The sequence below is a fragment of the Dyadobacter sp. CY356 genome (genome assembly GCF_021440195.1).
Lineage (GTDB): Bacteria > Bacteroidota > Bacteroidia > Cytophagales > Spirosomataceae > Dyadobacter.
This window is the reverse complement of sequence record NZ_JAJTSZ010000002.1, coordinates 84,462-97,762: the sequence shown is the minus strand read 5'-3', so window position 1 is coordinate 97,762 and position 13,301 is coordinate 84,462. Positions and strand designations below refer to the sequence as shown.

Annotated in this window: 8 protein-coding genes; 2 read left to right on the top strand and 6 right to left on the bottom strand. The window is 39.8% G+C overall.

The features are described 5' to 3' along the window. Positions 1-434 precede the first annotated feature (434 nt). From LXL81_RS06565 to LXL81_RS06540, 6 genes are all read right to left on the bottom strand, one after another. Positions 435-2,075 (bottom strand): arylsulfatase, encoded by a 1,641-nt coding sequence (locus tag LXL81_RS06565; protein WP_234645925.1) that lies wholly within the window; start codon positions 2,073-2,075, stop codon positions 435-437. Positions 2,076-2,184: 109 nt separating this feature from the next. Then, a complete protein-coding gene (locus tag LXL81_RS06560) occupies positions 2,185-3,255 on the bottom strand; it encodes a sterol desaturase family protein (RefSeq protein WP_234645924.1) in 1,071 nt (356 codons plus the stop codon). 657 nt (positions 3,256-3,912) lie between these two features. After that, a complete protein-coding gene (locus tag LXL81_RS06555) occupies positions 3,913-7,002 on the bottom strand; it encodes an efflux RND transporter permease subunit (protein ID WP_234645923.1) in 3,090 nt (1,029 codons plus the stop codon). An 18-nt stretch (positions 7,003-7,020) separates the two neighbouring features. Beyond that, entirely contained in the window at positions 7,021-8,064 is a 1,044-nt protein-coding gene (locus LXL81_RS06550; RefSeq protein ID WP_234645922.1) for an efflux RND transporter periplasmic adaptor subunit, read from the bottom strand. A gap of 8 nt (positions 8,065-8,072) precedes the next feature. Further along, positions 8,073-9,437, bottom strand: coding sequence for a TolC family protein (locus tag LXL81_RS06545; RefSeq protein WP_234645921.1), 1,365 nt, complete (start codon positions 9,435-9,437; stop codon positions 8,073-8,075). A 223-nt stretch (positions 9,438-9,660) separates the two neighbouring features. Next, positions 9,661-10,299, bottom strand: coding sequence for a TetR/AcrR family transcriptional regulator (locus LXL81_RS06540; protein WP_234645920.1), 639 nt, complete (start codon positions 10,297-10,299; stop codon positions 9,661-9,663). A 188-nt stretch (positions 10,300-10,487) separates the two neighbouring features. Between LXL81_RS06540 and LXL81_RS06535 the strand changes: the two genes are divergently transcribed. Together LXL81_RS06535 and LXL81_RS06530 are read left to right on the top strand one after the other, a co-directional pair. Then, positions 10,488-12,263, top strand: coding sequence for a tetratricopeptide repeat protein (locus LXL81_RS06535; RefSeq protein ID WP_234645919.1), 1,776 nt, complete (start codon positions 10,488-10,490; stop codon positions 12,261-12,263). 260 nt (positions 12,264-12,523) lie between these two features. Beyond that, complete coding sequence (locus LXL81_RS06530) at positions 12,524-12,949, top strand: globin domain-containing protein (RefSeq protein ID WP_234645918.1); 426 nt, start codon at positions 12,524-12,526, stop codon at positions 12,947-12,949. The last annotated feature ends 352 nt before the right edge of the window (positions 12,950-13,301 follow it).

Below are 13,301 nucleotides of genomic sequence, written 5' to 3'. Positions count from 1 at the left end.
TGGGAATACCGATTAACAGGCTAACCTAAACTATCTTTTCAAATTACATAGGACCTTAACAGCAAGGTTGACAACAACGGTGCATGAAGGATGGAGAAATGATTGTAACCACCCGGGGTGCAGTATGGTACTGCGGACGTAGTAAAGAATTTGTTTTCATAAGTAAACAATTGATCTGTTGTATATTGACTGGTGGTAATCAACATAAAACTATAAGTCTATTAATTATATAGACAAAGTAAATTTATATTTTTGGCTTTACCAAATGAATGGTTTAATATTCCCTGGAAGTTTGACAATATTTTACATTTACCCTGAAATATTATATAAATTATGTGGGAAGTAATAAGCTATTGGCTTTTAGCCGTTAGCCTTTGGAAAGAGACCAGCTTATCCCGCGTGCTTAAATTCAAAGGGCTGGTGTCTTTTTCAAATCAGGGATTAAAGCTTGGTTCAAATCCTTTCCCTTTGCCAATAACATTCCAGTCTTCAACTTTGACACTTTTGGCCCAGGTGTCATATAATCCTTTCAACTCTGCTGCTACATCAGCGTGATCCTTAATTACATTGGAAGTTTCTCCCCTATCTGACTCAATATCATACAATTCCCATAAATCACTCCGAACAGAAACAAGTTTCCATTTCCCTTTTCTCACCGCTTTGTTACCTGCCCTTTCCCAGAAAATAGGTTTTGAACGGGTCCATTCTTTTCCATAAATTGCCGGAAGAATACTCTCACCGGCCAATGGATGAATCGTGTTTCCCTTATAGTTCTGCGGATATCTGGCTCCGGCAATTTCGTATAAAGTTGGTGCGATATCAATCAAATGCGCTGTTCCGTCAATCAATCCTCCGGCGGCAATCTTTGAAGGAAAACGGGCGATAAACGGACTGCTGATCCCACCCTCATATTGAAATCCTTTGAATGATTTAAGCGGTGTATTAGACGCATAGGCCCATGTTCTGGTGTATGAATCGTATGAACCGGCGGTGCCGACAGGGCCCCAGTTCCTTACCGCCCGGCCGCTAAAACCGTGTCCGACATCCTCGCCCGCTGCGCCGTTATCAGATATGAAAAATATAATCGTATTATCCAGCTGACCTGACTCTTTCAAATGGTCGATCACCTTTCCAATGTTCTGGTCCAGGTTATCTACCTGAGCTGCATAAACTTCCATTTTTTTTGCCCATAACTTTTGTTCGTCATAGGTAAGACTGTTCCAGGCCGGCAAATCACTGTTTTTGATACTGATCTTCTGGCCTTTACCCAAAATATTTAATTCCTGCTGACGCTTGAAACGAAGGATTCTGAGCGAGTCCCAGCCGATATCATATTTTCCTTCATACTTTTTTATATCCTTTGGCCAGGCTTGTAAAGGCCAGTGCGGTGAAGTAAAAGCTAAATATAAAAAAAATGGTTTCTGCTCCTGAAGCTGATCTTTCAAAAATCCGATCGCGTTTTTAGCAATTTCGTCGGTATAATAGAAATTGTCCTCATCTTCCGGATCGACTACCTTATCATCTTTTACAAAAAAACTGCGTTGCTTTTTTGGAAGATTTTTGATCACGTAATAATCACTTGCTCCGCCGATGTTTCCATAAAAATGATCAAAACCTCGTTTTCTTGGCCACTGACTGGTACTATCATCTCCCACATGCCATTTGCCAGACATGAGTGTACTATAACCAGCGTCTTTTAATACCTCAGCCAGAGAAACGGTTTGTTTGCTCAAAAATCCCTGATAAGCGGGTGTGCCCAGATTGATATTGAAATATCCCATTCCGGCTGTATGCTGGTACTGTCCGCTTAACAAAGAGGCTCGTGTTGGGGCACAAATCGCGTTATTATAAAACTGCCTGAAACGAATGCCCTCAGCAGCCAGTTTATCGAGATTAGGCGTCTGAATTTCAGAACCATAGCTCCCTATATCAGAAAACCCAAGATCGTCTGCCATGATCAGCACGATGTTGGGTTTTGTATTTGCAGGTTCTGCTTTTGACTTTTTCTTCTGCGAAAATGACGGGGATGTAATTAGCAACGCGAGAACTAAAATTCGGGTAAAACGGGTGGTCATCGTGTAATTATTAATTTGAAAGATTATTTTAAAACCGGTTTTTATCGAAATACCTGAGTTCGCTCAGGGATATCCCAATGCGAACTCAGGAATATTATATGCCTGATTATTAACTTGCTACTCTGGTTTCCAGAGGAAGCGGCTCAATAATAATGGTATCATGCTCCACGTCTCCCACCATCGGTCCGTTAGCTGACAATTCGCTGCCTTCTTTATTGGATTTTAGAATCGGCCAGATCAATTGGGCATACCACTCTTCTTCTTTATAATGTTTGATACCAAATGAAGTCGGATATTTTCTGGTGATGATACCAGTTCCAAAAATGATGTCCCAAAGGAAAAACATATTACCAAAATTACCTTTATAATGACCAACTCCGTCATCCGTCGTGTCTGCATGATGCGCCTGATGTGTAGCCGGTGTGGAGATAAATCTTTCCAAAACCCAACCAACCGGATGAAGCCATTTGATCGTGTAAAACGGTTTGTCCCAGGGAATGCTTGAATGAGCACCCGTAGTAATCAGCGACTTGATCACTTTTACAAACAAAGCTGCATATCCCAAACCAACATAAGTTAGTGCAACGGTCAGATAAGTTTGTGAAAAGAAAATCGTGTAAATGATATTCTGTCTGCCGGCCATTGCCATGCCCATATAGGGCGCGCTGTGATGTGTACGGTGAAAACGCCATAACCATGGAAGCTGGTGATGCAGGCGGTGATACCAGTACTGTGTCAGGTCATCGGCAACAGCGATTATCGCAAAAGCCCACCAAAACGGAACCCAGGAAAAACTTCCTTTTGAATCTGGTAAAATTCTTGGTAACAGTTCAAGACTATAATAAGCAACGACCGGAGCAATTATAATTTTGGGTAAAATGAAGCATACAATGTCAAGCGTTCGTTCATTTTTTGTCCACTTGTTTTCATAAAGTCCTGCAAAAAGTTCAATAACACCGATTACAAGAATGATAACAGGCAATCCCCAGGAACTCAGGTTTTTGAAAATTCCCTCAATAAAATGTGGTACTTTAAACGGCAGCTCATTACTGCCCAGCCATGGTTTATAATCTGTTAAATAAAATGCGCCAAACATTAAAACGATGGGTGCCAGATATAATCCGACGCTAACCAGACCGTCGCGCGTCAGTTTTTGCGCGTCCTCTTTTGCAAGTTTCATATGGTTGTAAATATTTTGGTGAATAGTAAAAGCTACCGAATAAGGTTATACGCAAGCCAGATACCTCCGGCTACGAGAACGAAAGGAACAACTGTTAGAAAAATTCCGATTGCAATTTTTTTAATGAGCAGAACAACGTCAGCTGTGGTCATGAGAATACCAGATTATGATGAGTTCCAAAAATACCCCTGGACAGTATGCCGTAAATTTGAAAATTGACAACCACCGAAAATTTACTCCTTTACAGCAGTACTGACTGGGATATTTCTGGATGATAAATGTAAATGGGGAATTAAGGGATTAGCAACAACAACATGGTTCCGGGAAGAACTGCTGAAAGAATACCACCCTGTTTGTCATCGAGGACAAACTTAAATCGCGTAAAATAATCGCTTTCATAAACGAATAATTTCTTGTTATACTCGTGGCAAAGGGTGGTTCAAGCCATAAGTCTATAAAATATATAGACAAAGTAAATTTATTGATTTTAAAATTGCAAGTTTTTTGGAAATCTTTTTGAAAAAATAATTAATACTGAAATTTATAAAGGCATTTGCCACCGCAAAAAACTGATAATATAACAAAGTAAATGTCCCATGCCTGCAAAATAATTTGCTGGCACGGGACAATTTTCAAGTATTCAAACTAATACTTTTTTCAATGCATAACCAGCTCTGGCTGTATAATTTCTTCCTCTTTTTCCATAAGTACGGTTGGTGGCAAAAGCTTGTACATCACCGGAGTAACCAGCCGGGAAAGTAACGTCGAGCTGATTAAACCACCGATAAGTACCAACGCAAGTGGCGAATACAACGCACTATACTCAATTACGAGTGGAAGCAAACCGCCAATCGCCGTCAGAGAAGTTAATAGAATCGGAACAAAACGAACTTCACCCGCTTCAATAATTGCTTCCTGAATTCCCATCCCCTGCGCCCGCAGCTGGTTTGTAAAATCTACAACCAGCAAAGAGTTTTTTACTTCAATTCCAACCAATGCTATAAATCCGATGGTGGCCGTAAAAGATAATGTTTCACCAGTAAGGAAAAGCATGACCAAACCGCCCATGATCCCTAGTGGAATAACGGATAAGACGATCAGGATGCTTTTGAAGGTTTTGAATTCCAGGATCAGAACACCCAGAAATCCGAAAATGGTAATGATGATGATCATACCCAGTCCGCCAAAACTTTCGTCTTTGCTTTCCTTTTCTCCGGAAACCGTGAAAGTCTGTCCCTTTTCAAATTTGAAGTTATTAAGCTGGGCAGTAATATTTTCATCCAGCTGGTGCACATTGTATCCGGGTTTTACAAATGACGAAACAGTTACATATCTGTCCTTATCATAATGCCGGATCTGATTTGGGGAGCTTTCCAGACCGATTGTCGCAATGTTTTTTAACGGAATGTTGGCTCCGGTCGAAGAAGTAACATACAATTTATCAAACATGCTGTAATCCTGAATCGCGCTATTTCTGGCGATAGAAACATTGACATTATAATTGTCCGCTTTTCCAACATCTTCTCTGTAAGTGGCTACGTTCAAACCAGCCGCACCCAATCTTACAGTGCGGTCAATATCGGAAGACAGTACGCCGAGTGTTCCGGCCTTTTCTTTATTTACGCTGACTTTCAAATCCGTCGGTTGAACAAGCAGCGGATTGTTAACGTAAATCGTTCCATCCACTTTTGACAACAATGCTGCAACTTTGAAAGCTGTCTTCCGCAAATCGTCAAGATTGTCGCCATAAATCCGGTAAGCAAGCGGCGCTTCCAAAGGCGGCCCTTGTTCAAAATCTTTGACTTTGATTTCCGCTCCCGGATATCGTTCCAGCTTTTTTCTTAACCTTTCAATCACTTCCACTTTTTCGGAAGTTTCCAGTCCTTCAACCTGAACAAAAATCTCGGCAAAGTTTTCACTTTCGTTACGGGGAACTACGTTGTAGTATATCCTTGGATTTCCTTTTCCGACATTCGTGGCAAATGAAGTAATCAGAGGCTCCTGTTTCAAAACCGATTCGACATAACGCGTAACCTGATTTGTTTTTTTCAGATTGGTACCCTGCGGCGTCTCTATATCGACTAAAAACATTGGCTTTTCAGATTTCGGGAATAAACTACTTCCGATCAAAGGTACCAGCGCAATAGAACCGGCAAAGAGCAAACCTGCCAAAATCAAGGTTACAACCGGCATTTTCAAAGCACGGTCCAGCAAACTTCCGTAGGTTTTATGAATACCTTTTTTCATCGCTCTCAGTAAAAAATTTCCATCAGCACTGGCGTGCGGTTTTAAAATGATACTCGATAAAAACGGAACAATTGTAAGCGAAACCAACATGGAAGCAAAGACCGTTGTGATGACCGACAATGGCAGACTTCTGATAAAATCTCCGGCTCCCTCGGGTAGAAATGTCAGTGGTAAAAAAGCAAAGATCAGAAGAATGGTACAGCCCACCACCGCCATACTGATCTGGGTTGAAGCTTTTATGGACGCATCAATCCGATTGTAACCCATGCGTAAATAGCGCTCAATATTTTCAACCACCACAATGCTGTCATCAACCAGAATCCCGAGTGCTACGATCATACCGACAATACTAAGCTGATTGATATTATAACCCAGCAAGTTCATGATAGTCAGACCGATAGACAATGAAAGCGGAATTGAGATCATAACAACGAGTGATGCACGGGTACCCAAAGGCAGCAATGTCAGCAATACCAAAAGAATGGCGATACCGAAATCTCTGGCAAAATGAGACAAGCGGATATCAACACTATTTGCCTGGTCAAAAACTTTGATCAGATCAATATTGGATGGCAATTCTTTTTTGAACTGTGCAATAGCCGGCTCAACCTGATCTTTCACTGCAATAATATTTTCTCCTTCTTTCTGACTAAAACTTAAAAAACTACATCTGAAACCATTCAGACGGGTAATATGCGTCTCGTCATCATAACCCATTTTGATATCGGCCACATCTTTGAGATATACAATTTTCCCACCAAATGAAGAGACGACCGTATTGCTCACTTCATCAAGCGTGCGGTAGTTTCCACTGGTTTTTATATTGAGTTTTTTAGAAGCCATGGTTATGCTTCCGCCGGGAATATTGATATTTTCACTTTGTAAAGCGGCAATAACCTGGTTTTGTGTCAGATTTTGTCTCGCAATTTTCTGAAGATTTAAACTGACCTTAACCTGGCGTTCAGGCACTCCTGAAAACTCCACTTTTTTAAGTGTTTTAATTTTTTCCATGCGCTCTTTAAATGCTTTGGAATAAGCCTTCATTTGTGCGTAAGAAGCATTTTCACTAATTAAAGCGAACTGATAAATACTCACATCAGACGGTATCAGTTTATTGATACGGATGTCGTTAATATCAGCCGGGAGCGAGCTTTTCAAACTATTAACTTCCCGTACCAGTTCCTGATACTTTGTATCCGGATCGGAACTGTATTTGTAGATCACCTGCATTACCGCAAGCCCATCCCTGATATCGGTGATGACATGTTTGATGTCATCCATTTCATTGATCTTTTTTTCCATCGGATCAACCACCAGCTGTTCCATATCCTTCGGACTGGTTCCTGGATAAATGACCACAACCGTAAACTGAGGAGAATGCGTGTCCGGATCTTCACTGCGGGGCATGGTAAAAAGTGAATAAACACCCAAAGCCAAAACCGCAATGAAAACGACCAGAGTGAACTGGTAATTTTTAACGGCAAATGCTGGTAATTTCATGATTTCCTGTTTAAAATATTATTGGACTATTTTAATTACCGAACCGTTTGCCAGATAAGCAGATCCTTCTCTGATAACCTTTTCGCCGGTGCCTATTCCCGATAAAATAAATGCCTTGCTGCCTTCCAGGTATGCCACTTTCACAGCTTTCTTTGCCGCCACGTTTCCATTGGCTACGAAAACAAAAGCACTGTCATTTTCACCTTCGATCAACGCATCAAATGGTATGGAAACCATGTCTGTTTTTTCATTTGGATAAATACTGACCTTGGCAAAAAGTCCGTTGACCAGCTTCACATTTTGCTTATCGACCCGGATTTCCACCTGGAATAATCCCGAAGAGATCTCACTTCCCTGGGCCAGGGTTTTTACGCTCCCCGTGAATGTTTGAGGAAATGCATCGAAAGTTATTTCAGCTTTTTCATTACCTTTTAATCTTGTCCAGTCTTTATCGGTCAACCCGCATTTTATAACCCAATCATTGTTATTGACACCGCTGATAAATAAAACAGGAGCACCGCCGTCAATTTGTTCACCGGCATTTACCAGTTTTTTTATCACCACACCGTCCGCCGGTGCAACGATACTGGCGTGAGAAAGATTGAAGCGGGAAATCTCCATTTGCTTTTCAGTAATGGCAAGATTCGTCTGGCTGTTTTGCAGCTGTTCTTTGGTATTCACACTATCCCGGTAAAGATTTTGTGTACGCTGGGCATCACGTTTTGCTTTCAGATAATTTTCTTCTGCAAGGCTCATCTGTGCAGCTATTTCTGTGGTATTCAATGTGGCCAATAGCTGTCCCTTACGCACTCTGTCTCCTTCTTTTACCAGAATTTGCCTAATAATCCCACCCACCTTAAAAGATAATCTGGCTTCGTTTTCGGATGATAACAGTCCGGAAGTTTCCACTGCCTGAACCTGATTCAGAGATGCTGAGTTTATGATTTTAACGGGAATAGTACTATCTGTTTTTTCTGGTTTTGCGTTCTCTTTACAAGCCGTCATAAAAAGGGTCGCAGAGAGTAATATAATGACCGGATTTATTTTAAAGATCGTTTTCATGTTCGTTTTTAGTTAGAAAGTGGATAGCTGGCTCTTGCTCTTTCGAGTTCGACAGCGCGGTTTTGTACATTCAAATAAGAAATACTTTGCTGTAACTGATCACTTATCAGCCTGTTCTGCGCATCGAGCAATTCCAGATATAACAGCTGGCCTTCCCGGTATAACTTCCGCTGATCCTGATAGTATTGTTCGGATAAAACAGTCTGGCTTTTTGACGCTTCGTAAATTTGTTTTGCAGAACTAAGTTTATTCATTGCCGTCTCTGCCTGTAATTGAAGCTGCTGCTCAACCTGATTTATTTGCTCCACAGTGGCTTTGATCTGGTATTCAGCTTGTTGCGCTTTGTAGAATGTCCTGTTAGCCGCAAATACCTGCCAGGTGAGAGTCACGCCAAAAAGATAATAACGGGTTGTGTTGTTGAATTTTAGAAAATCTCCCTGAGAACCCAGATCAATGAATGTAGAAAGTTTGGGAAGACGTGCGGATTTTGCAAGTTGTAATGATAGTGAATTGATATCCTGCAAAGTTGCAAGTTTGGTTAATTCTTCTCTCCGTCCGGATGCTGTTCCATCTGTATCAACCATTATCTGTTGATGCTGAGGTATTTCAATTTTTGTATCAAATGGCTGGTTCAATATAAAATTAAAATAGGCAGCCGCATTAACAGACTGGTATTTAGCATCTTCCAATCTGGCCTTTAAACCAATCAGTTCATTTTCTGCCCGACTTACCGCAGTTCTGATCGCCTTGTCATTTTTAACCAACGTCTGATTGTAACGAAGGTTTTCCTGCGCCAGAATTTCAGCATTTTCTAAAATCCTGATCGATTCCAGTGTCTGTTGATAGGCATAGTAACCAAGTTGAATGTCTTTGACCAACTCACGTTTGTATACGTCTATCTCCGCTTGTTGAAAATTGATTTCCTCCTTTCTGATCCGGCTGTTATAAATGATTTCAGCATCAAAGATCGGAATGGAAGTTCTGAATTTAGCGTCATAATAATTGTTCGGATTAAACGTTTGGCTGATGTTTTTGACTTCCGGAAATGCGGACGAGTTGGTGAGTTGGTTCAGAGAATTATAAACCGGATTCAGTAAATCTCCAATAGGAAGATTAATCTTTCGCCCACCCCTGGAATCCAGGTAGTTACCACTAAAATTAACCTCAGGAAGGAAAAATGTTTTAGCTTCTTTCAGCGCAAACATATTCTTCTGTAAAAGAAATTTCTGTTGTTTCAGACCTTGGTTGTTTTCCAAACCTTGTTTAATGTAGGATTGCAGCACTCCTCCCTGAGCTATTGATAACCTGGGTATACCGGTGATCAATAGAGTCATCAGGTAAAACTTCCATAAGTTTTGAAGATTGGTTATCATATGATAGGATATTATTTTAAGTACAGTGTTAAGTTATATTGCAAGTTTTACAGAGATTTCACCTGACCACAAGCGAAACCAGCTTGTAAGTCACATAATAATAATTGACAGTAATATTATTTACAGTGTTAATTTTAAATTGTAAAAAAAGACAAACACTAAGTATTTATCTTCTCATCAAATGTACGGTAAATATTTTATTTACAGTGTTATCATTTAAAATTTATTTTAATCTTTCCAGCAGACTGATGAAAGACTCATAAATATATTCGGGTCTTGACTTTTCCGGAACAACTTCATAGTCATCCTCAAATTTTACGCAATCCAACCGCATATGCATATGCAAAGTGCACATGCCATGCAATGTTGACCAGATGATCAATGAAACATTATGAGGCAGTAAATTTTTAAATAACCCCTCTTTCTGGCACTCAATAACGTTTTCATACAAAACATTATAAGTCCGTGATCCCTCTTCCCAATCGTCACTATTATGTTTTTGAACGTGAAGAATTGGCCCCTGGCGCACAAACATTAACTCATAAAAATCAGGATTTTCCTCAGCGAATTGCAGATAAATACGCGCCATGGTTTTCATCCGCTCATAGGGATGCTCAATACCAGCAACAGTCTTAAATTGCTGAGCCAGAAGTTTGAAACCTTCCTGGTGCAAGGCATACACAATATCATTCTTGTCTTTGTAGTACAGATACAAAGTCGTTGGACTGAATTCCACTCGCTCGGCAATATTTCGCATTGAAGTTGCTTCAAAGCCTTTTTCCAGAAATAATGCCTTGGCAGCTTCCAGGATTCTCTTCTTTAAATCTTCCTTCTCCCGTAACTTCCGATCTGATATTGCCATATTATTATTTTTTTGCAAAGATACTTAACACTGTTAATACTTCAAAGTATCTGCATTTATAGATGTAATTTCAATCCCTTAAATAATAATTTGAGCTGAACATAGCCCTATTAATTTAACGGTCAGTATTAAGCTATGAATTTCATTTACATTTGATTGCCTCTTGAACTTTTGATACAATCACGCTTATGAAACTTAGTTTTTGTCTGTTACTTCTTGTCTTTAATATTCAGCTTTATGGCCAGTCACCCAAAGCAGATAGTCTCCAGAATTTACTTCAGAAAACAAAAGATGACACGAATAAAGTTGGCATACTGGTCGATTTGGCCATGGAATACTGGTCGTCTGAGCCTGAAAAAACATTAGAATATGCCAAAAATGCGATGGGTCTATCCGGAAAGCTGACATATTTCCGCGGACAAGCCAGAAGTTATCAGGTTTTTGGTGTGTATTACTGGCAAAAAAATGACTACGTTGCTGCGCTTGAAAACTATTCCAAAAGCAAAGACATTTTTGAAAGCATTCACGACAAAAATGGAATTGCCCGGGCGATCTGTAATATGGGAATTGTTTATGGAGAACAGGGAAATTACAGTCAGGCATTGGATAATTATTTGCAGGCCTCGACAATTTTCAGTGAACTCGGGGATCAGAGTAAAATTGCATCGACTTACAACAGCATCGGAAATGTTTATAAAAACCAGAAAAATTTTGAGGAAGCACTTATATCCTACAAAAAAGCCCAGTCCATCTGGCTTAAATTGAACGATAAAAAGTCGATCGCAGGATCTTACATTAATATTGGTTCCATTTATACCAAACAAAAGAAATTCCCCGAAGCGATACTAAATGCAGAAAAGGCTTTGAAATTATTTGAAGATTTTCATGACAGCAATGGCCAGATAATTTGTCATAATAATCTGGGAGAAATTTATTTTCAGAAACAGCAATATCCGGAAGCACTTTCTCATTATGAAAAATCACTTTTGATAAATGATAAATTTCAAAGTAAAAGACTAATGATTACCGCTTACAATGGCCTTGGGAATGTTAATACCCGGTTAAATGAAAATGCAAAAGCTATTTCCAGTTATCAGAAAGCAAAGGATTTGGCATTGGCTACGGGGGTTAGACCAGCTTTACAGCAGGCATATGAAGGTTTGGCAACGGTTTATGGACAGGTGAACGATTTTTCGAATGCTTATCATTTTCAAAAACTCTCAACTACATTGAAGGATTCAATATTCAATGCCGAAAACGCAAGCAAGATGACAAATCTGAGGCTGCATTATGAAACCGAGAAAAAACTGAGTGAGATAAAACTGATCCAGAAAGAGAAAGATCTGGGTTATGCTACCCGCAACACAGCGGTGCTTGGGTTACTCGGAGGCCTATTGGTGCTGGGATTGGCTTTTAACCGTCAAAGGTTGAAGGTCAGGAAAAACCGGGAGCTAAATGAAGTTCAGCAGGCTCTTGCAGAAACGGAAATACGGAATAGATTGGAAAAAGAACAACAATTGATGGCTGAACTTGAATTCCGAAACAAAGCTTTGACGACGCACACGCTCAATCTGATTCAAAAAAACGGTATTCTTGAAGAAATCAGACAAACGGTTTCCCTGACCTTGAAGACCGGCCAAAAGGATGAAAACACACCTCTGTTCAGCAAATTAATTAACCTGATCGATTACAGCTTCAACCTGGACCGGGATTGGGATGAATTTAAGATGTATTTTGAAGGCGTACACAAAGATTTCTTTATAAAACTAAAAAAAGAAAATCCGGAATTGAGTGGTGGTGAACTTCGGCTTTGCGCGCTGATCCGTTTAAATCTAAATTTGAAAGAAGCTGCCACGCTACTAAATATTTCGCCGGATAGTGTAAAAACCGCACGCCACCGTCTGCGCAAAAAACTCAATTTACCCGAAGAGAGTAATCTTACAGATTATCTAATGTCGGTTTAAACCTCACAGAAATATTTTTGATCGCTTTGATACATCCTTTTCCATGATGGAGAAAGGATGTTTACCTTTTGTATACCAGACTTTCTCATGGGTCTACCTCTTGTATACCTTCATAATTAGGTAGATGGTTTGCCTGTTCCCTATTTTTGTTTCGACTTAAAGCCATGCAAGATTTGACAGCGTTTAGTGCCTAGCGTTTGCATCTATTCTTGACAGCTTATAATCCAAAATCTCATCATCAGACATTCTCTTGTACTATTATGAACGACCGCAATATTCTCATTATCAAAACTTCATGGAGCCACGTTTTATCGCAACCGGAAAATCCTGGATATGTGTTTTACAACGCGCTTTTTGAAATGGCACCTTGTCTGAGGCATATGTTTAAATCAGATATGGATCAGCAAATAGTAAAACTGACTGACATGATTACCTTCATGGTATCCAATTTACAGAATATGGCGGAAATAAGACCTGAAATTGATGCACTGGCGCGCAGGCACGCACATTACGGCGTAAAACCCGAACATTATAAAACGGTGGGCGACGCTTTAATCAGGACCATGGCCACCATCTCCGGTTCATTATGGAATGATGAAACAAAGCAAGCCTGGGTGGATTTATATAATACATGGGCAGAAGAAATGATTACGGCTTTTGATCATGAAAAGCAGAATTCGATGTAGAGACAACACAAAATGTGTTTTGATTTAAACAAAAAAGCATTTGTGGCCAACAATTAATTGCCGTGTATACCTTTTGTATACCCTGTTTTTCATTAAATCAACCTTTTGTATACGGTTAAATATTGACATTTGTCCGCATCCGGCATAGGTTTGCAATGTTCTTACAATACAAAACATATTGAATATCAGACCCTACGCTTTCACTAAAATAGAAATGTTAGCAATGAAAACCTCTTGAAAATTAACCATGATTCAGGATGATGCTTAATTAGCGACACCTCGATTACCTAAATTAAAAGTATTTCATAACTCTAAACCCAGTGTCAGTTAAAAATACAACTGAAACTACAAA